A 21,009-nucleotide genomic window follows, 5' to 3' on the forward strand; every position below is an offset into this window, starting at 1 on the left:
CAACTATGAAAATTTGGAGAGGGATTACATCTAGCAGAGGAAAACCTCGAAAGAGGTTTAGCCTATTTGCCAAAATGAATATTTTGATCATCGTATTATTTGTACCGATTATTATCTTATACACGTACTCTAACGACGTCACATTCGATGTTGTAAGTAAAGAACTGCAGACATCTAACACCAAACAACTCACTTTTCTATCCAGTCAAATTGATTCACGAATTAATCAGATGATGGATTTTAGTCTCATCTTCTCAAAGGATCCGAACGTTAGGAAATTCAACGGATTAAACATCTGGGAAGATCGGTATGATCGGATGCAGACAAGATATGTGATTCAGGAAAAGATGATGCTTCAGGCTGGAGTTGCGGATATTTGGCCTGCCAGATATGCTGTACATTCTCAACAGAACAAAGATGTCCTTTCCAACTACAATAGACCAGCGGGATATGATGAGGATTACTTAAGAGGAAATATGAGTGGAAAATGGACGTACGGTGACGGTGGAAACGAGTCTACAGATAAACTAAAAGCCTTTTATTGGTTCTATACTGATTCTTTAGACCAACAAGGTATGTTAACAGGAAGCAATCTAGTCATTGAAGCTAGCTTTAGTTATGAGAATATTCAAAATATGTTAGATTCATATAAGGCTGGAGGGCAAGGGGATCCGTTATTTTACCATAAGGGCGACACTCCAATCTTGAACCGCAGTGCCAACAAAGAGCTATCAAGTGAGCTAATCCATTATTTGGATGAGCAATCCCCGGGCAACACGACACAACACGTGGTAAACTTAGATGGCAAAAATTATTTAGTAAGCTCTGTTAAGTCCTCCTATCTGGATTGGCATCTAGTTGATATTGTTCCACTTGATCAAATATTGGGACCTATATCATTCAGCCGTGACTTATTCTATTTATCTATGTTTCTACTCTTTGTTGTTGGTATTTCTGCATCGATATTGCTATACCGAAACGTTCAACGTCCAATCAAAAAGCTAATCAAAGGCTTACGACGCGTACAACGTGGAGATTATTCTGTAAGGCTCGATACCAAAGATCACAATGAGTTTTCATTTCTATTTCATCGGTTTAACGATATGTCCCACCAAATTCAAGATCTAATTGAAAACGTATTCAATGAGAAAATCAGGGCACGTGAAGCTACACTAAAGCAGCTTCAGGCGCAAATTAACCCACATTTTCTATATAACTGCCTTGGCTATATTATTAATATGGCCCAAATGAAAGATGAGGAAGCCGTTGTATCGATGGCTTATAACTTAAGCGCTTACTATCGATATACAACCCGAATGGAACGGGAAACAGCTACCTTGAAAGAAGAAATCCAACTACTAGTCAACTACTTAGATATCCAAAAACTTCGTAATGGTAGGATTGAATATATTATCGATATTCCCATGGAAATGTTCACCCAGAATGTACCACGCTTGATGCTACAACCTATTGTCGAGAACTCCGTCATTCATGGGGTAGGCAAATCTTATACATCAGGAGAAATTCGAATTACGGGTGAGGTATCCGATGGTTGTTGCAGAGTGTTCATCGATGACGATGGACCCGGACTTAATCCAGATCAATTATTAGTATTAAATCATAAGATGCGCGAGTCTTTGCAAGAGGAGATGGGTTGTGGCCTCTGGAATACGAATCAACGTATCATTCACCAATTCGGAAATAACTCTTATCTATTTTTTAAAGAATCACCTATGGGAGGATTTCGTACAGAGATCGTATGGGAAATACCCACAGGTACACAATAAACTAAATATCTAAGGGAGACACACAACAATGCAAATGATCATAGTAGACGATGAAGCTCACTGGGTAGACAACTTATCTATGAACAAACCCTGGCATACGCTCGGAATCGAACACGTGCATAAAGCTTATTCAGCTCATGAAGCACTGCAGATTATTGATACGCATCCTATCGATATTGTGATATCAGATATTCTAATGCCTGAAATGACGGGCATAGAGTTGATAGAGCGAATTAGAATACGCGATAAGAAGATAAAATGTATTATATTATCTGGACACTCAGATTTTGAATTTGCCAAACAAGCGCTCCAGCATAATGCTGTTGATTATTTACTTAAGCCACCAACGGACAAAGAATTGTTGGATGCAGTCAAGACTGCGATCGATCAATTGAACGCGGAATGGGAAACCATAAGTTCATTTGAACGTACCCAATACGCTTTACGGGAGAACCTACCTCTTCTTCGTGGTCAGCTACTCCTTGAAGCATTACACGGTCAGAGGATGCCTTCCGACGAATGGATCCGAAAACTTGAGAATTACGGATTGCCGTTCGAGCAAGGGGAATGCGCATTACTACTTGTACGGATGGAGGAAGAATTCGGCCAATATTTAAGCAATAGGCAACCCTTGATCGAATATGCGATCATCAATATTGCCGAAGAGATTATTGGAGAATTCATGGAAGTCTGGAGCGTTAAAGAAGAGCATGGGTATCTGGTATTCTTGCTCCAACTAAAAGAAAATAAGGATGACATAGGTGAAGAAACCATTCTTGAAAAGCTTTCTTCGCAACTGCAGTACAAAGTAAAACAATTCCTGAAAGGATCTCTGTCCATTGTCATTACAGAATGGTTTAACTTCCCAGAGCAATTATCAGATCGCTTCAGACAGGCTACCACTTATTTCCGACAAATTGTAGGAGACGAACGAGAATTTGTTATGCGGGTAAGTGATTTAGAACAGAACACTGCGCAAAGACCTTTGAGCTCCCTGTATGTCCCTCCTACCTTGGTTAATCTACTTGAGGCTGGACGTTGGGATGAAGCGAATCAAAAGCTGAAGGCTATATTCGCAGAACTAGATGATCAATGGTCTGAATCCTGGGAACATTGTATGGAGGCAGGATGCTTAATCTCTGCTTCATTCACTCATCTTGCACACCGAAATGGTCATACTTTGGTTAAATTGCTTGGTAATGAAATAGAACCTTTACAGAGTGGAGAAGCCTTTACCTCTATCAGTAAACTCAGAAAGTGGTCTCTCGGTGCACTTGATAAACTGAAAGAGGGGACCTCTGATGAGATCAAAGATATACGTACTCAGTATGTGAAGAAAGTCCAAGAATTCACAGATAAAAATTTACATCTTGATGTTTCATTACGGGCACTAGCAGACCATGTAAATTTACACCCGACACATTTATCCAAAATTTATAAGCTTGAAACGGGTGAAGGAATTAGCGATTATGTGTTCCATCTACGGATGGAGCGTGCTTGTTATAAGCTCAAATCCACCAACAAAAAGGTTTATGAAATCAGCATGGAGATTGGATATACGGATCCTGCATACTTTATTAAAGTGTTCAAGCGTCAGTATGGAGTAACCCCTCAGGAATATAGGGACGGAAATAAATAGCATGACAGAGTACTATGAAAACTAACAATCTCATATAGATCCCCTCCCCATTAGGTTGATAAAGTAACACTTGTAAGGATCATACACAGTAGGGGGAATTGAAAAATGGGTAGATTCAAAAAATCATTGATGTTGCTCGTGATCATAGCACTCGTTACAATCACAGCCTGTAACGGTAAGTCCGGTGAGAATGTAGAGAAAGATAATACCGCATCAAATGGCGTAAGTGGATCTGAAGCAGATGCTGCTTTTGCCAAAGGTAAATATGAGCCAGCCATCGAAATCAGCACCGTAATGATGCCAAGAGAGTACACACAAGGTGACACTAAAGAAAATAATATCCACGATCGTTGGATGTTGGAGACTTTAGGTATCAAGCATAAAGATACTTGGTACCCGGCTAGCGACGATCAATATAGACAAAAGCTTCAACTTGCTATTGCATCAGGTGAAAAAATGCCTGATTTCGTAACTGTACCAACGAATGCGGTATTAACCAACCAACTTATTGATTCCGGTCAATTTATAGCAATCGATGAGTTATTTGATAAATATGCCAACCAAATTCTAAAGGACCATGTAACAGCGAATCCAGAAGTATGGTATCCCTTCACGAGAGACGGCAAGAAATACAACTTACCGATCCTTGAATATACCGATAACGATGATACACTACTATGGTTACGTGAAGATTGGATGGAGAAACTGAATCTTCAGGCTCCTAAAACTATTGCCGATCTAGAAAATATCATGGACAAATTCAAGAATGAAAATCCTGATGGATTAGCTCCAAAGGACGTTTTCCCACTTGCAATTTCTTTGAAAAATAATACCAATACTTGGATGGGTGGTCTGGATTGGTTATTCGGAGCTTATGGTACAATCCAAGAACAATGGAATAAAGATGCCGATGGTAATCTCGAGTATGGTTCGATTAATCCCGGAGCAAAACAAGCGCTTGCTAAACTGCAAGAATGGATGGATAAAGGTTATATTCATGCAGACTCCGCTTTGTGGGATGAAGGTAAATCAGCGGAAAGCTGGACGAAGGGCGCTGCAGGTATTCTACCAGGTGCAAACTGGGTTCCAGATTGGCCAGCTCCAGATTTATTGAAGAACGTACCAGGATCTAAGTATAAAGCTTATCCCGTTCCTGCAGGTCCAGATGGACTCATCGGAACAAAATGGCAGAACTCAGGTGTAAACGCCAGTATCATGATTAATAAGGATGCTGAGCATCCTGAAGCTATCTTCCTGTATTACAACTATCTGCTAGATAATTTGGCTAACCCACCTGTAGGCGGCGAATTTGAATTCGGATTTGCTCAAGGATATGATTGGGATATGATTGATGGTCAACCAACTAGCGATAAAGATAAAATTAAAGGATTTTTCGATAAATTCCCTTACTTAACTGGCCCAGCTCGGATACCAAATCTTTATATGAAGACACTGGTTAAGCTTGCGGACGGGGAAGAACCGGTAACACCTTATGAAAAGCAAATGGCACAGTTCCGTAAACCAGAAAACTGGTATGCTGGAAAAGTAGTCATGTCACAACTAGACATTCGCAAACAAAATTACTTCACTGGCGCTGCGACGTCAACGATGATTTCGAAATGGAACCTTCTTCGCCAATCTGAGATGGAGACATTCAACAAAATCATATACGGCCAACTGCCGGTAGATGCTTTTGATCAATTTGTCACCAACTGGAACTCCAATGGTGGCGAGCAAATCACAAAGGAAGTTAACGAATGGTTCAAGGCTGTATCTGCGAAATAACTATATATAAAACTGAACGGGAAGTAGATCCTTGACTACCGCATAATAAAAACAGGGTGTGGATCGCAATATGATCCACACCCTGTTTTGTATGCATACTATTAATCTTACAAGTCGTAATAAAGTCCAAATTCATAAGGATGAACACGAATCGCAACCGATCTTGCCTCAGCGCGCTTCAGATCAACGAAGTTATCAATGAACTCTTTAGTGAACACGCCGCCTTCAGTCAAGAATTCATAATCAGCCTCAAGAGCATTCAATGCTTCATCAAGTGATCCTGGAACGCTACGAATTTCTCCTTTTTCTGCATCGGATAGTTCATAAATATTTTTATCAAAAGGTCCATAACCTTCTTTTGTGGGATCAATCTTACGTTTGATTCCGTCCAAACCTGCCATCAGCATAGCTGAGAACGCTAGGTAAGGATTTGCCGTAGAATCCGGTGTACGGAACTCGATCCGACATCCCTTAGGTGTAACTGCTGCAACCGGAATACGGACAGCTGCAGAACGATTACCTTTAGAATAAACCAAGTTTACTGGTGCTTCGTATCCAGGTACCAGACGCTTGAACGAATTCGTACTAGGATTCGTGAACGCGATTAATGCTGGTGCATGGTACAAAATACCACCAATATAATGTAGAGCCATTTCACTCAAATTCGCATAAGCGCCTTTTTCGTAGAACAACGGAGTGTCACCATTAAAGATCGATTGGTGAACATGCATCCCGCTACCATTGTCGCCAAATAACGGTTTTGGCATGAACGTCGCCGTTTTACCATATTGAGCAGCTGTATTGTGTACAATATACTTATAGATCATCAAATTATCAGCCGTTTTAGTCAGTGTATCAAATCGGAAATTGATCTCTGCTTGACCAGCAGTAGCAACTTCATGATGATGACGTTCAACTCGAATCCCCGCTTCTTCTAACAAACGGCACATTTCACTACGTATATCCTGTTGTTTATCCATCGGAGCTACCGGAACATAGCCACCTTTGACAGGAATTTTGAAGCCCGAGTTTCCACCTTCTTCACTCCGTCCCGTATTCCAATTCGCTTCTTCAGAATCTACCGAATAATACGTTTTGTTCATTCCACTCTCATAACGTACATCGTCAAAAATAAAGAACTCTGATTCAGGAGCAAAAAATGCTGCTGTTCCAATTCCGCTTTCTTTCAAGTACTCTTCAGCCCGAACCGCGATACTACGTGGATCTCTTTCATAACGCTCACCATCTGGCGTGAAAATGTCACAAAATACATTTAGCGTCTTGTGAGCCGTGAAAGGATCCACATATATTGAGCCATGATCCGGCATCATTACCATGTCAGATTCTTCAATACCACGGAATCCCGGAATAGATGATCCATCAAATGCAACACCATTTACGAAAGTATCTTCGTCAACCTCTTTTGCAGGCAAAGTGATGTGATGCGCACGGCCAGATAAATCTGCAAAACGGAAATCCACCCATTCGATTTGTTTCTCTTTAATTGTTTTCAAAACTAGCTCTGCTGACATATGATTTCCTCCCCAATCACGAACATTAAATCAAAAAATTGATGTTAACGTTCATCCTTTTCATCATTATGTCGTCATTATAAAACCAGAATTTTCTGTCGTCAATACTCATGTCAGGTATTTTTGTGCTCAATGTGAGGTATTATAACATTCAGTACAAACTTGTCGACAAATAGTATAAAAGACCTTAATCTATTAAATTTAAGGCACTTTTACGGAGGCAATAAACCATCGGAAAAAGTCGATTTTGTACAAACAAAAAACATTACAAAAATAGGCTATCTCCCAAGTTATATGGATCCACTCGAGAAACAACCTATCTATAATTTTGTTAACTAAATATAGTCATTCTATTGTTTAGAGCATGATTGGTGACTTCGGTGTATCAAAGCTTTTGCCAACAAGTGGTGCTAGCTTCTCCAAATCACGAAGTAGATCAGCAAACTGATCCGGGAATAATGATTGCACGCCGTCTCCAGTCATAGAATTATCTGGATCTGTATGCATTTCAATGATAAGGCCATCTGCTCCAGCCGCTACCGATGCTTTTGTCATTGGCACAACCAACTCACGACGTCCCGTGCCATGGCTAGGATCAGAAATCACAGGCAAGTGGCTGAGACTTTGGAGAACTGGAATGGCAGATAAGTCTAATGTATTTCGTGTGTATGTCTCAAATGTACGAATTCCACGTTCACATAACATAACATTCGGGTTTCCGCCTGCCAAAATGTATTCTGCTGCATTCAAAAGTTCATCATAAGTTGCACTAAATCCCCGTTTCAACAGCACTGGCTTGCCACATGTTCCTAGTTTCCGCAATAAATCGAAGTTCTGCATATTACGCGTTCCTATTTGCAAAATATCAGCATATTCAGCGCAAATATCCACATATTCCGGTGTCATGACCTCTGTAATTGTCAGCAAATCATGTTTCTTACCTGCTTCCGCCATCATAATGAGACCTTCAACGCCAACTCCTTGGAAGCTATATGGACCTGTACGCGGCTTAAATGCCCCTCCACGAAGCACTTGCCCACCAGCTGCCTTAACTAGACCAGCGATTTCATCAATCTGCTCTGGAGATTCTACTGCACAAGGACCGCCCATAACTACAAGCTCTCCTCCACCGATTTTGACATCCCCGATCGTGATTACTGTATTCTCAGGATGGAAGTCACGGCTAGCCAGTTTATATGATTTGGAGATCTTGATTACACTCTCCACATCTTTCATCTGACGCAGATGTTCAGCAAGTTTAGGCTCAATAGTACCGATTAGTCCAATTACAGTACGATCACTTCCACGTGATACGTGAGTCTGTAGTCCTTCTTTTTCAATCACAGCAATAATTTCTTGAATACGGCCCTCAGGGGTTTGATTGGAGGTAATTACGATCATTTTAATCCATCCTTTCATATTTAACGGACAAGTGCTAGTTTAGTTCATATGACACATTTATAATTTGATGCTTGAACGCTTGTTCGCTTCTACGCTTTTAATTACTAAAGTAATGATACTGCATAAAGCTATCCCCGTCAAGGCCATACTAACCTCCTCACAACTTGCCTAGACAAGAAAAACCCCGATAATCTTCTGATACAGCGCTACTTTAGCACATTGTACGAGATTAACGGGGTTTTCAATTTAGAAAAGCAATTTAGAAAAATAATATCATGTGGTTGTTTTAGTTTTTGCCCCCGCTTTAACAGGAGGCAATAACTTCTGCATATTTACTGTACGAATAATTTCCCATGTATCCGGATTATTAGGGTCATACTGTTCTAAATAAGCAATGACTTCTCGGGTAATCGGAGTCGGCGTAGAAGCACCAGATGTCACTGCTACTTTGTTTATTCCCTTAAGCCATTCCCGGTTCAATTCAGTCACATCCGAGATCCGGTAGGCCGTCACACCCGAAATCTCCTCTGATACCTGGGCAAGGCGGTTTGAATTATTGCTTCGTGGGTCACCAACGACAATGACTAAATCTGCCTGACCTGCTTGCTCCGCTACAGCTTCTTGGCGGACTTGTGTAGCCAAACAAATCTCATTGTGCACTTCAGCCCCCGGAAACTTCCGAAGTAATTCCTTCATGATATGTTTAATATCCCACTGACTCATCGTAGTCTGATTTGTAATCACAATCTTATCTGAATGAATGCTTAAATTTTCGATTTCTTCCTCTTTCTCAATCAAATGTACACGGTCAGGTGCGACGCCAATAGCTCCTTCTGGTTCTGGGTGCCCTCTCTTACCGATATAGACCACATCATAACCTTCAGCTACCTTCTCCTTGATTAGCACATGTGTCTTCGTCACATCAGGGCAAGTAGCATCTACCGTTGTTAGCCCCTTCTCACGGGCAATTTTACGTACCTCTGGTGACACACCATGTGCAGTGAAAATAATAGTGCCACTTTCCACCTGACTCAATATTTCGAGACGATTCGGTCCGTCCAGTGTAATAATTCCTTCATCCTCGAAAGAATTTGTGACATGACTATTATGAACAATCATGCCCAATATATAAATCGGCCGCGGCAAATCGAGGTTCTTAGCAGCCTGTCTGGCAAGCACCATCGCATCTACAACACCATAACAATAACCTCGTGGTGAAATTTTAATAACTTCCATAGTTTGGACAAACCTCACTTTCTCGTTTCAACATTTCCTTACGGAAGAAACAACTCTATTATATCCTATTCCTCCGAAGCGTCAAAGATAGTGGGAAGCCAAATCACAAACGTCGTACCTTCTCCTAGTTTCGTTTTTACTTCAACAGATCCATCATGCTCATCTATGATCCATTTAGCTATTGATAATCCTAGACCCGTTCCCTGAATAATCCCTCTAGACGGATCAGCACGATAGAATCGCTCAAAAATATGTGGTACTTCCTCACGGTCCATTCCAATTCCAGAATCAGCGATCCTAATTCCAATTTGATTATCTGCAGCAATGGCATCTATTGTCACACTGCCTTCTTGTGTATATTTGAATGCATTCTCTATGAAGATAAATAACATCTGCTGCAAATAATCTCTGCTACCCATGATATAAGTATTTTCGACTGCACTCAAATCACCCTGGAGCCACAACGCCTTGCGAGGAAGAAATTGCGCACGCCGAACCACTTCCTCCACTAATGGAGCGAGCGGTATTTGTTCTTTAACTACTGTCTGCCCCGCATCTGCCCTGGCAAGCGACAGCATGTCATTCACCAGTCTGCTCATGCGTTCAGACTCATCTGAAATATCACTCATAGCTTCCAAAGAAATATTCCGTAACTCCTCTTCGTCAAAAGCTACTGTACCATCCTTATCCTGAGACCACATTTTCTTCAAAAGATCGACATTGCCGCGAATAGTCGTAAGGGGGGTACGAAGTTCATGCGAAGCGTCCGAGACAAAACGCCGTTGAGTCGCATAAGCTTCATCCAGTTCTCTATAAAATACCTCTGTACGCTCCAGCATGTTATTCACTGTCCCGATCAGTTGACCTATCTCATCGTTTGGACCCTCATAATCAATTCTTACACTGAGATCATTTCCCGTCTGAATACCACTTGCGGCCTCGATCACTTTGCCAATCGGTGCCATAGATTTTCTTGCAAGAAACAGCCCGAACGTACTCGCAACCACAATCGAAACGAATGAACCTACGATCAGCATATTCTTCAATCGAACCATTAAACGATGTTCTGTATTGGTATCTGCTGCAAGCTGTAGCGAGCCTACGATAATATTCTCAATAACAAGGGGGCGTTCATACAATATATATGAATTACCGTTAATCGACACATTTTGGAATTCGCCCTTCATACCTATATCTTCAATGGATGGAACCGGAAATACCATCTCTCGGTCGAGCATCCCTTGTGATCTTTCTAAAGTACCTTTAACATAATTATTGAGTTGCCAGAAAATACGTGCATCTTCAAGCCGAATCCTTTGACTCAGCTCCAACCTGAGGTCTAATCCCTGTGAAAAACCAACCGTTTTTTCCTTAGCAATCTGTGCTCCTTGTTCTTCAACGCGATTCTTCACTTCATGAAAAGTATTATACCAAACAAGCCCATAAATCGATGCTCCAAACAGAATTAACACAACGCCCAATATACCTGTGTACCAAGCAGTCAGCCGAAGTCTTATCGACACCTCAAGAATCTCCTCTCAGGATGTAACCAGCTCCACGAATAGTTTGTATAATTCGCTTGCCGCCATACTCTTCCGTTTTTTGTCGTAACATCGCTATATAAACTTCCAGTACATTAGACTCGCCACTATAGTCATATCCCCATATTTTATCCATGATTAAATCCCTTGTCAGAAGTCTCTTAGGATTCTGCATGAATAAATATAACAACTCGAATTCTTTGGCAGTTAGTTCAAGGCGCTGCCCCGCCCGTAGAACCTCACGTGAATCAAGATCGAGTATAATATCCTCGAAGGAAAGTCTTTGCCCCGCTGTTTCTCCCGCTGGTTCTTTACGCCGCAACAAGGCACGAACTCTAGCCAACAATTCTTCAAGTGCAAACGGCTTGACCAAATAATCATCAGCTCCCATATCAAGCCCCTTCACTCGGTTCTCCACCTCGTCCTTAGCCGTCAGCATCAAGACAGGAACCGTACTCCCCCCCTCACGCAATCTTCGGCACACCTCAAAGCCATCAATCATTGGCATCATGACATCCAGAATGATCAAGTCCGGATCAACCGCCAATACCTTTGACAGTCCTTCTGTCCCATTGTTCGCTATATGTACATCATATCCTTCGAAGGCCAATCCTCTTCGCAACATGGATGTGATTTTTTCATCGTCATCAATAACTAATATTCCGGATCTCATCGTAAACTCTCCTCTACTAAGGCGATAACAATTGGGTACAGTTCGCCCACATCTTCATTATTCCTATTTTATCAAAAAAAATGATTACAAACGAATAAGAGGCGGTAGGACATAAAGCCCTGCCGCCTCTTGCAACACTTTAGGCCAGAACAATCACATTATTCCAAATTGGAAAAATCGTTCTTATCACCAATGGTTACTTTAAGATCGATGGTTTTGCCATCACGAACTACATTGAAAGTCACTTCAGTACCAACCTCTTGTTTCTGGATGTATTCGATCAAATCTTCCTTGGTAGCATGCTTCTTGCCATCAGCACCTGTAATAATATCGTAAGGTCGAAGATCTGCATTATACGCAGGCGACTTGTAGACAATTTCTGAAATAACGGATCCTTCTTCCACATCCGTACCCATTTGCTTAGCAACTTCACTCGTCATCGTCATTAGGGATGCACCGATAAATGGAACTGGTTTTTGTGGAATCTTCTCATTGTTCTTTAACTTATCGAGTACTTCATTGATTGTAGACGTTGGAATAGCAAAGCCAATACCTTGAGCATCCGAGCTAACTGCTACGTTAATCCCAACTACTTCCCCACTCAAGTTAAGCAGCGGTCCTCCAGAGTTACCCGGGTTGATGGAAGCATCTGTTTGTAGTAAATGCTCGTACTCCCGATCTTTCTCTCCATTCTCACCAGCAATTGTAATACCGCCCCGCTCTTTGGCACTTAGTACACCCGCTGTTACGGTATGATCAAATCCTTGTGGATTTCCAATCGCAACCAACCATTCACCAACTTCTGTGCTATCAGAATCGCCCAAAGGAATGGAAGGGAAATCGTTGTTTCCTTCTATCTTAAGCACTGCTAGATCAAGTTCATAACTTGTACCGAGCACCTTAGCTTCATATGGCTTCTCTGAGTCTTGCAATGTGACTTGAACAACGTCAGCATCATGTACCACATGCTCATTCGTCAGTATATATCCTTCTTTTTCAAAGATAAAACCGGAACCAATTCCCGTCGGAACCAGCTGGTCTGTGCCAGATGAAGTACCTCCATTGTTGTTGTCGGTGCTACCACCACCTGACGAGCCTCCACCGAAGAAATATTGGTAGAACGGATCAGTGCTATAAGGACTTTGGCTACTGCTTTGCTTACTTTGTTTCACCAAAGTTTCGATTTTGACAACCGCTGCTGAAGCCTGTTGTACTACACTCGTAACGTCTCCAGGATTTGTCATTGGGAATAAGACGTTAGAAGCCGACGACCCCGAACTATTACTTTGCGACCCGGATACAGAAGATGATACTGCCGGTGCTACAGCCGCCTCATTACCTGTGAACAGATTTTGCGTATCGGCATAAACCATGCCTCCGAGAAGAATTAGCATACCTGCCAAACCTCCGGCAATCACGCTCTTGAATGACACTTTTTTGGGCTGCTTCTGATTATATTGCCAATTACCAGTTCCCTTTCCCGGTGGTGTTCCAGCACCACCTGATGATGCTCTAGTTCCTTCCGAAGAAGAAGGTCGAATATCATAGGCTGAGGAAATCGGTTTAATCGGTTGTGGTCTCACGACTTCAACCTCTTCTGGTTGTTGGCGCTCGTAAGATAATTCATCACGTGATTCCTCTCGATCTCTACTATAAGATTGGAAAGGCCCGTAGGAATAATAATATGAGTTGTCTGATCCAGTTGACTCTTGAGGTTTATTATCTCCGTTCTCTCCCAAGGTTGGTTCAGGTTTGTTTTTGTTATCATCCATTGTAGTTATACCTCCTTCCCCTGTTTAGCAGGGGTTGTTGTTTATTTATGTTCTTATTGTGTACCATAAACCTTAAGAGCACCTTAAAAACAATTAAAAAGGAGATAAAAGCCTACCTTTTACACAAAAAATATGTTTATGTTTAGTCTACGAACGGGTGACCCAGCCTTGTCGATGCGCATAAATCGCGAGTTGTGTACGATCTTCAAGCTCACACTTCATCAATAGGTTACTGACATGGGTTTTTACCGTTTTGATGCTAATATGTAATTCCTCCGCTATATCTTTATTACTCTTTCCTTCTGCGATCAATAGGAGAACTTCTTTCTCACGTCCGGTCATACCCGAATGATCACCTTGAACCGAGCGTTGTCGCAATCCTCGGGTTAGGGCTTGGGCAACATCGCCCGTCATAACGGGCATTCCCCTATAAGCCCCTTGCAGTGCATAGATAAGTTCCTCCGCCGATACCGTCTTCAGCACATAACTGACAGCCCCCGCCTCTATAGCCTGTACAACAAGGTCGTCCTCTAAAAAACTTGTAAGAATCACAATTTTCAAGCCAGGATGACGATGAAGTACTTCCTTAGTGGCTTCTGCTCCATTCATGATCGGCATCATAAGGTCCATTAGAATAATATCAGGTAGCCCTTCTGGAATCCCATTGTCTAACATTTCGACTACTTCCTTGCCGTCAGTAGCCTCAGCAATCACTTCGAATCCAGGATCTAACATCAAATACGTTTTGAGTCCCATACGCACCATATCATGGTCGTCAACGATCATGATCTTAATCTTCTCGCTCATCCTCTTCTCCCCTTTTCCCTTCCTCAAACTTCGGTATATGTACACGTATTGTTGTTCCAGCACCCGGTTTGCTAATAATCTCAACATGGCCACCTAACTTCTCCGCTCGTTCTCTCATCGTCGATAAGCCATAAGAACCTTGCTTCTGATATGAACTGCTAAATCCCTGTCCATCATCACTAATACTAAGCACAACCTGACGGGGCCCTTCACGAAGTGAAAGGCTGACAAGTTTTGCACCGGCATGTTTAACGATATTAGCCATTGCTTCCTGAGTTATCAAGAATAATTGATGTTCTTTGGCTTCTGACAAATCTCCTTGAAGGTCCATATCCTTCATGCCCTTCAGACCATTCTGCCTGCAGTAGTCTGGGAACCATTGATCCAGGGCTTCTGCTAATGTCTTGCCAACAAGTTCCATTGGACGAAGTTGGGCAATCAAGGCACGCATCTGTCGCTGTGCAGAATTTGACATTTGAATCAACTGATCCAGCACGATTTTTGCTTGCGCTTCATTAGTCACCAGTACCTTAGGTAATGAGGAAGCCGCCATATGAATAGCGAACAACTGCTGGCTTACCGTATCGTGTAAATCTCTAGCGAGCCGTCGTCTTTCTTCAAGTACAGCGGTCTCAGCAGCCTGCTCCTTTTCCACTACTTCTTGTTCACCAAGCTGCTGTAATAACTGCATTTTCTTCTCAACCGTAGCCGTCATATTGTTGAATTCCTGGTATACACTGGAGAAGGATTGATCCACTGTATCTGGCATTCTGACCGAAAGGTTTCCTTTCGCCACTTGAAGCATATTTAAGTGTAACAAATCAATTCGTCGTTGAATGCGTTGTCCAGCAATATATCCAATAACAAACGTTACAATGACACTCCCTACCATACCGTAAATCCACACACGAGCATCATTCACCACAATAATCTTCGAGATGGACCCGATGTAAAGGGCAGCTGCTGTAATGCTGCCCGTAAGTAAAAAGTAAAACAGAAGCTCCCATTTTGTGTTTTTTAAAATACGCTGCACCATCATGATATCAACCTACCATATTAGCTTTAACATCGCCAATAAATACGCTCACAACTAGCTTGATTTTCTTACCTGCTTCACCATAATAAGGGGACTGGGCTTGAACGCTACTCATGAAGCCGCCTTGTTTCTGTGTCAATACTTTTAAATCGCCAATAAAGGCACTAGAAGTCACTGTAATCCCAATATCCATATCATCAGGAATGAACACCTTAACATCACCTATAAAGGCAGACACATTGATCTTAGTCTCACCATATGGTATTTGCGCTTTAGTTAAATCAATAATCGTATCCCCAATAAAATGAGAAATGTTCATCGGTTGCAATTGAAAGTACTCTTGACCAAAGTGTACATCTCCAATAAATCCGGATTTATTAAGCACTTCTACATTTCCTGAAGATGAAGATGATCCCATTCCATATTGACTCTGTGAGAATTTCTCCCGCTTCATCTGCTCTTTCTTCTTAGGATCTTCTATACCTGCATCATCAAAGATCGAGTCTAGTGGAGATTCCATCTCCGGATGAAACCTTGGATTGATCGGTGGATCAAGCGGTCCAGGAGGTGGGAATTCATTATTCCAATTTTGTTTGCGATCTCGTTTGCGATCACGACGATCACGTTTACTCTCACTACGATCATGAGAACGAGGTTTAAACAATACACTAATTCCTCCGATAATCAGCAGAACTGGGAAGAAATATCGAAAGAATTCACCTGGTGACAAATAAAGGTATCCTGTATTTCTACCCAGAAAATAAAGACCAATAATGATCAAAATAGCACTACCAACAAAATTGGAACCCATTCGGTTTCCATTTAATAAATGAGATAAGCCTCCTAATATCAAAAATACCGGCCAATACGTAGAAAATAAGTAACCGATACTGACATCTGTAATTCCCATTTGGTTGAGCAGGAACAAAGCACCTATTCCTATCAGAACCATTCCGCCTATAAATCTTCCGTCCCTCATTATATATCCCTCCATGTATTACAACGTAATCTTTATTAATTTCAGTTTACATCATTCTAATGTAGGACAACAGCGACGAGAGATGGAATCTTCCTCAGTCTGTAGACCGAGGTTCGCTCCAATAATTTACATAAAAATAAAGAGCGCCTGCAAAGGCGCTCTTAGTTACTCTATTTCATTATTTTTGTTTTTGGGAATTCTGATTAGAAACAGCGTTACGGGAAGCCTTTGCTTTCTGAGCTATTGTTGCATTTGTTTCCTCAGCGAATTCAGCGTTATACTTCTCATTCGGTGTTTTGTATCCCGGAGAAGCAGCCTTATTGTTATTGTTGTTTTGATTCGGCATATATTTCACCTCCACCTTTATAATACAGTGTTCCCTTTGCGTCTAATGATGACGTGTCAGAAAGCACTACAAACCGTATTATGCGAATTTTGAGGTTAAAATATGCAGATTACAACATCAAATGACTTTGTCCCATAAGTCCTCAGGAATTTCCTTACTGACTTCCATTACATTCCCTAGTTCCTTAAGCATGGCCTCCGTCAGTTTACCGCTACCCTTACGTATTACCTGTACTTCAACTTCTTTCTTCCCCCACTCCTTATATACCTGTTTAGTAGTGGAGAAGTACAGATCGATTTTCTTACCCTTAATGGCCGAGCCTTTGTCAGCTACTACCCCATAACCGTATCCTGGAATATACAGAATCGTTCCTAAAGGAAACACTTTCAAGTCAGCAGCGATGGTAGAAACCGTGTTTTTGTCCCTGCGAACCTTAACCCCAGAATATGTAATACCGTATTGTGGATGGCTAGGTCGTTTTCCGGTTGATTCAATACCTGCTGTGTATCCTGTAGCCATTACTTTTACTGTCTTAACCACTTTTTTCTCGACGATCGGTTCTTCTTTTGTCTCAATCGACAACACATCAAGCTCATGACGTTCCGTCATCCTATTCGGTCTTACTATCGTCCAATTCGATTTGAACCCTTTGCCGGACTCATAATGTCCAGCGTATGAATATATGGATGGATTGTTATTAGCTTGGATTATGTTGTCAGAAGTCAGCAAAATAGTGAGCAGAAAAGTCAAGATAACTCCTACACCAATTTTGTACCACATAACAGTTTGACGCATATGAAAATCTCCCCCTTATTACGAAGGATTTCCATATGCGTCAAATTTCATACATTATTTAAGTGAATGGTATGTGGTGAACTAATCGTAACTACGAGAAAATTTGGGATTTCGATCGCTGTTATCCGCAGATTTCTTGTTTTTATTCCGCTTTAGCGGATGAAATCCGAGGATAAAGGCGAACGCGTTCGCTTCTTAAGCTCCAAATTTCCTCAACGTTACTTTCTTCACCCAATCGGTGAATCAAATTAAAAATCACTAACGCTTCTCCAGATTCAAACTGGTTTCACTTGTCCCGCAATTTAAACATAGCTCAATTTGTTCTAGATGGTATGGTTAGCAATTTCGCTGCGGAGCATTTCGATGACTTCATCCAACGGTTTAGCGCCGAGGTCGCCCTCGCCCCGTTTACGGACGGAGACACTACCGCTGCTTTGTTCACTCTCACCAATAACGAACATGTAAGGTAGTTTTTCTAACTGAGCTTCACGGATTTTATATCCAAGTTTCTCGTTGCGCAGATCACTCTCTGCCCGAATACCACTTGCCTGAAGTTTCTCTTGAACCTCACGTGCATAACCCTCAAAAGCACCCGAAACAGGAATCACCTTCGCTTGAACCGGCGCTAACCATAAAGGTAGGTTACCTGCAAAGTTCTCAAGCAAGAATGCTGAGAAACGCTCCATCGTTCCGAGAATACCCCGGTGTAATACGACTGGACGATGTTTCGCACCGTCGTCGCCGACATATTCTAATTCGAATCGTTCTGGGAGTAAGAAGTCGATCTGTACGGTCGAAAGTGTCTCTTCCTTGCCAAGAGCTGTTTTGATCTGTACGTCGAGCTTCGGTCCGTAGAAAGCAGCTTCACCTTCAGCTTCAAAGAAAGGTAGTCCCGCTTCTTCAACAACCTCACGTAACATCCGTTGCGCTGTATCCCACATTTCATCGTTTGCGAAATACTTCTCCGTATCTTTCGGATCACGGTAAGACAAGCGGAAGCGATAATCATTGATCCCAAAGTCGCTGTATACTTGTTTGATTAGATCAAGTACGCGTGTAAATTCGTCCTTGATTTGATCTAAGCGGCAGAAAATATGAGCATCGTTGAGTGTCATCGCCCGAACCCGGTGTAGCCCTGTCAGAGCTCCTGACATCTCATAACGGTGTTGCATACCAAGCTCAGCAATACGGATCGGTAGATCTCTGTAGCTACGCATATCGCTCTTATATACCATCATATGATGTGGACAGTTCATCGGACGAAGGACTAATTCTTCGTTATCAAGAACCATTTTAGGGAACATATCTTCCTGGTAATGTTCCCAGTGTCCGGATGTTTTATAAAGTTCAACATTACCTAGGACAGGTGTATAAACATGTTGATATCCCAAACGTTCTTCCATATCAACAATATAACGTTCAAGTGTGCGGCGCAGTGTAGCTCCCTTTGGAAGCCAGATCGGCAACCCTTGACCAACGAGATTAGAGAAAGTAAAGATATTCAACTCTTTACCCAATTTCCGGTGATCCCGCTTTTTAGCTTCCTCAAGCAAGTGCAAATGCTCGTCCAACTCGGCTTTTTTAACAAAAGCTGTACCGTAAATGCGCTGAAGCATTACGTTGTCACTATTACCGCGCCAGTAGGCACCAGCAACGCTAAGCAACTTAAATACTTTGATCTTACCTGTGGACGGTACATGAGGCCCCCGACATAGGTCAAAAAATTCACCTTGATCGTAAATGGAAATAATGCTGTCCTCTGGAAGGTCACGAATCAATTCCAGTTTGTATGGATCCTCAAGCTCAGCAAAGATAGCAAGCGCTTCTTCCCGGCTCACATTTCTACGTGTAATCGGTAAATTTTCACCAATAATACGTTCCATTTCTTTCTCGATTTTTTGCAAATCCTCTGGATTAAGGGAATGCTCCAAATCCATATCGTAATAAAAACCATCTTCGATAACCGGTCCGATACCAAGTTTAACTTCCTTGTTACCAAACAGTCTTTTCACCGCTTGAGCTAGCAAATGAGCACAACTATGACGCATCATTTCCAAACCATCTTTGGAATCAAACGTTATTAACTCAACAGACGCACCATCCTCAAGTTTGGTGTTCAGGTCAACTACGACTCCATTTATCTTTCCACCTACCGCATTTTTACGTAATCCACTACTAATTGAAGCCGCTACATCCTCCAAAGTGCTACCTTCTGCATACTCCCGGACCGAACCGTCCGGCAAAGAAATTGATACTGCCATTTTGTTTTCCTCCTATAAAATGATATCTGATCGCCCGAAGCGGACAATACAAAAAGCCCGTCCCGGAAAGGGACGAGCGTTATATACCCGTGGTTCCACCCTCATTCGACTTCTCCACTAACTAGTGGCAAGCCCTTATTCGGCATCGTATAACGGCAATGACCCGGCCTTCCTTAATTGCGTATAGAGTTAGGTAACAGCTCAACTCCATCCGTGTTCAGAAAAGCAGCTACAAAGTGGTAAACCAAAACCGAATCTCAAGGGAATTCCAGCCAAATGTTCCCTCTCTCTGTACAGTTCAATGTCATTGGTCCATATCTTCGTCAACGCTATTAAAGTTTGTTCAAAAAGTCACTATGCATGTAATTATAATGCTATCGTATTCTACCGTCAAGATAAGCTGTCAGTATGTATTAATCCACACACATAAGCTTCCCTATTTAGCTAGCTATACCACTTAATCGCTATGTCTAGCTCCTTGATGTATTAAATTGCACTGTGGACAGAGTAAGCAAAGTTCCACCCTATCGCCAAAAATCCGCCGTATGGTGGAAATAATTACAACCTCCGGGTCACGAGTATGAATCACAATACGGCTAGGTGACAGAGAAATAAGTGTGCTAACAACAATATCTTCCATCTCAAGTTCCTGATCAGCTATTCTTGCCACCACACCACTTACAGCAGAGACGCTTACTGTTGCGAACTCTTGATTTAGAATACTGAATTCACTACCGCGTATATGCATTAGGTGAACCAAGGGTGTCAGTGGTTCTTGGAAGTAAACGAAGTATTGGAGCAATCCAATAAATTCCTCGTACTGTTTATCAAGTAGGTACTCGTCAACAGCAAAGTCTACGGTTTCCTTTAACTTTGACTTATAATCCTTCAAGCGAAAAGTAATAAATCCATCCACATGAAAAGACTTACTTTCCTTTAGATACATGAAACAGGACTCCTTGATCCCCATAATCCGTAGATTTCGTGCCTCTAGACTGTCCTTCCCTGTACCGAGTAGTCTGCTGCTTAACTCTTTGACTGCCTTCAATTGCTCTGGAGAAGATAAGGAGTACTCTGTTGCAATGACCTCCGCGACAATTTTCGCTTCTCTAACATCCACAATATATTTTGCAAGTGCCTGAGCTAATCCCTGTAGCAGCATCACGTTCCATTCTTTCCTCGGGATATCACCTTCACCTATATCATGAACAGCTATTGCAGCTCTAATCAGCTTTCCATCCTGTGTATATGAAGTATCCGTTCGCTCTTTTCCCTTATATAACTCATCTATAGCTCCGTCAATGTATCCGGGTAACAAATTTCCCGACTCCGCAGAATCTAATTTTGCACATATCACAAAAAAATCCATGCACTCGCCCCCTTCCACTTCCTTCTCCAAAGTATATGGTGCGGAGGAAA

The 21,009-nt window shown here is 41.9% G+C and carries 16 protein-coding genes; 3 read left to right on the forward strand and 13 right to left on the reverse strand.

Annotated features, from left to right (window positions below):
- Nucleotides 1–5 precede the first annotated feature (5 nt).
- From EJP82_RS12435 to EJP82_RS12445, 3 genes are all read left to right on the forward strand, one after another.
- Nucleotides 6–1,787 (forward strand): sensor histidine kinase, encoded by a 1,782-nt coding sequence (locus EJP82_RS12435; RefSeq protein WP_127192390.1) that lies wholly within the window; start codon nt 6–8, stop codon nt 1,785–1,787.
- 28 nt (nt 1,788–1,815) lie between these two features.
- The gene (locus EJP82_RS12440; protein WP_127192391.1) at nt 1,816–3,426 is read left to right on the forward strand and encodes a response regulator transcription factor; all 1,611 of its coding nucleotides are present in this window, start codon (nt 1,816–1,818) and stop codon (nt 3,424–3,426) included.
- 105 nt (nt 3,427–3,531) lie between these two features.
- A complete protein-coding gene (locus EJP82_RS12445) occupies nt 3,532–5,211 on the forward strand; it encodes a type 2 periplasmic-binding domain-containing protein (protein ID WP_127192392.1) in 1,680 nt (559 codons plus the stop codon).
- Nucleotides 5,212–5,318: 107 nt separating this feature from the next.
- On the opposite strand, the gene glnA is transcribed toward EJP82_RS12445, so the two are convergent.
- The 13 genes from glnA to EJP82_RS12505 all read right to left on the reverse strand — a co-directional run bounded on the left by glnA (nt 5,319) and on the right by EJP82_RS12505 (nt 20,959).
- Nucleotides 5,319–6,743 (reverse strand): type I glutamate--ammonia ligase, encoded by a 1,425-nt coding sequence (glnA, locus tag EJP82_RS12450; RefSeq protein ID WP_127192393.1) that lies wholly within the window; start codon nt 6,741–6,743, stop codon nt 5,319–5,321.
- A 357-nt stretch (nt 6,744–7,100) separates the two neighbouring features.
- Nucleotides 7,101–8,144, reverse strand: coding sequence for a 3-deoxy-7-phosphoheptulonate synthase (gene aroF / locus EJP82_RS12455; protein ID WP_127192394.1), 1,044 nt, complete (start codon nt 8,142–8,144; stop codon nt 7,101–7,103).
- A gap of 273 nt (nt 8,145–8,417) precedes the next feature.
- Complete coding sequence (locus EJP82_RS12460; RefSeq protein ID WP_127192395.1) at nt 8,418–9,380, reverse strand: 4-hydroxy-3-methylbut-2-enyl diphosphate reductase; 963 nt, start codon at nt 9,378–9,380, stop codon at nt 8,418–8,420.
- Nucleotides 9,381–9,445: 65 nt separating this feature from the next.
- Nucleotides 9,446–10,903, reverse strand: a complete 1,458-nt coding sequence (locus EJP82_RS12465; RefSeq protein WP_127192396.1) for a sensor histidine kinase — start codon at nt 10,901–10,903, stop codon at nt 9,446–9,448.
- Nucleotide 10,904: 1 nt separating this feature from the next.
- The gene (locus EJP82_RS12470; RefSeq protein ID WP_127192397.1) at nt 10,905–11,594 is read right to left on the reverse strand and encodes a response regulator transcription factor; all 690 of its coding nucleotides are present in this window, start codon (nt 11,592–11,594) and stop codon (nt 10,905–10,907) included.
- Between the two features lie 158 nt (nt 11,595–11,752).
- Nucleotides 11,753–13,366, reverse strand: coding sequence for a S1C family serine protease (locus EJP82_RS12475; protein WP_127192398.1), 1,614 nt, complete (start codon nt 13,364–13,366; stop codon nt 11,753–11,755).
- A gap of 147 nt (nt 13,367–13,513) precedes the next feature.
- The gene (locus EJP82_RS12480; protein ID WP_127192399.1) at nt 13,514–14,173 is read right to left on the reverse strand and encodes a response regulator; all 660 of its coding nucleotides are present in this window, start codon (nt 14,171–14,173) and stop codon (nt 13,514–13,516) included.
- Complete coding sequence (locus EJP82_RS12485; RefSeq protein ID WP_211350096.1) at nt 14,157–15,212, reverse strand: sensor histidine kinase; 1,056 nt, start codon at nt 15,210–15,212, stop codon at nt 14,157–14,159. Before EJP82_RS12485 ends, EJP82_RS12480 begins: the two co-directional genes overlap by 17 nt.
- Nucleotides 15,213–15,216: 4 nt before the next feature.
- Nucleotides 15,217–16,188, reverse strand: a complete 972-nt coding sequence (liaF, locus tag EJP82_RS12490; RefSeq protein ID WP_127192400.1) for a cell wall-active antibiotics response protein LiaF — start codon at nt 16,186–16,188, stop codon at nt 15,217–15,219.
- 178 nt (nt 16,189–16,366) lie between these two features.
- Nucleotides 16,367–16,534 carry a hypothetical protein gene (locus EJP82_RS27955; RefSeq protein WP_170220181.1) on the reverse strand — a complete coding sequence of 56 codons (168 nt, stop codon included), beginning with the start codon at nt 16,532–16,534 and terminating at the stop codon, nt 16,367–16,369.
- Between the two features lie 117 nt (nt 16,535–16,651).
- Nucleotides 16,652–17,329, reverse strand: coding sequence for a 3D domain-containing protein (locus tag EJP82_RS12495; protein WP_281278194.1), 678 nt, complete (start codon nt 17,327–17,329; stop codon nt 16,652–16,654).
- A 323-nt stretch (nt 17,330–17,652) separates the two neighbouring features.
- Nucleotides 17,653–19,590: a threonine--tRNA ligase gene (gene thrS, locus EJP82_RS12500; protein ID WP_127192401.1), complete on the reverse strand. Its 1,938-nt coding sequence runs from the start codon at nt 19,588–19,590 to the stop codon at nt 17,653–17,655.
- A 457-nt stretch (nt 19,591–20,047) separates the two neighbouring features.
- A complete protein-coding gene (locus tag EJP82_RS12505; RefSeq protein WP_127192402.1) occupies nt 20,048–20,959 on the reverse strand; it encodes a putative sporulation protein YtxC in 912 nt (303 codons plus the stop codon).
- Nucleotides 20,960–21,009: the final 50 nt, after the last annotated feature.

Source organism: Paenibacillus anaericanus, from assembly GCF_003994475.1.
Lineage (GTDB): Bacteria > Bacillota > Bacilli > Paenibacillales > Paenibacillaceae > Fontibacillus > Fontibacillus anaericanus.

Coding starts and splice junctions, on each gene's coding strand:
- aroF (WP_127192394.1), bottom strand. CDS start 8,144: ATGATCGTAATTACCTCCAATCAAACCCCTGAGGGCCGTATTCAAGAA.
- thrS (WP_127192401.1), bottom strand. CDS start 19,590: ATGGCAGTATCAATTTCTTTGCCGGACGGTTCGGTCCGGGAGTATGCA.
- liaF (WP_127192400.1), bottom strand. CDS start 16,188: ATGAGGGACGGAAGATTTATAGGCGGAATGGTTCTGATAGGAATAGGT.
- glnA (WP_127192393.1), bottom strand. CDS start 6,743: ATGTCAGCAGAGCTAGTTTTGAAAACAATTAAAGAGAAACAAATCGAA.
- EJP82_RS27955 (WP_170220181.1), bottom strand. CDS start 16,534: ATGCCGAATCAAAACAACAATAACAATAAGGCTGCTTCTCCGGGATAC.
- EJP82_RS12440 (WP_127192391.1), top strand. CDS start 1,816: ATGCAAATGATCATAGTAGACGATGAAGCTCACTGGGTAGACAACTTA.
- EJP82_RS12445 (WP_127192392.1), top strand. CDS start 3,532: ATGGGTAGATTCAAAAAATCATTGATGTTGCTCGTGATCATAGCACTC.
- EJP82_RS12505 (WP_127192402.1), bottom strand. CDS start 20,959: ATGGATTTTTTTGTGATATGTGCAAAATTAGATTCTGCGGAGTCGGGA.
- EJP82_RS12495 (WP_281278194.1), bottom strand. CDS start 17,329: ATGCGTCAAACTGTTATGTGGTACAAAATTGGTGTAGGAGTTATCTTG.
- EJP82_RS12480 (WP_127192399.1), bottom strand. CDS start 14,173: ATGAGCGAGAAGATTAAGATCATGATCGTTGACGACCATGATATGGTG.
- EJP82_RS12435 (WP_127192390.1), top strand. CDS start 6: ATGAAAATTTGGAGAGGGATTACATCTAGCAGAGGAAAACCTCGAAAG.
- EJP82_RS12475 (WP_127192398.1), bottom strand. CDS start 13,366: ATGGATGATAACAAAAACAAACCTGAACCAACCTTGGGAGAGAACGGA.
- EJP82_RS12470 (WP_127192397.1), bottom strand. CDS start 11,594: ATGAGATCCGGAATATTAGTTATTGATGACGATGAAAAAATCACATCC.
- EJP82_RS12460 (WP_127192395.1), bottom strand. CDS start 9,380: ATGGAAGTTATTAAAATTTCACCACGAGGTTATTGTTATGGTGTTGTA.
- EJP82_RS12485 (WP_211350096.1), bottom strand. CDS start 15,212: ATGATGGTGCAGCGTATTTTAAAAAACACAAAATGGGAGCTTCTGTTT.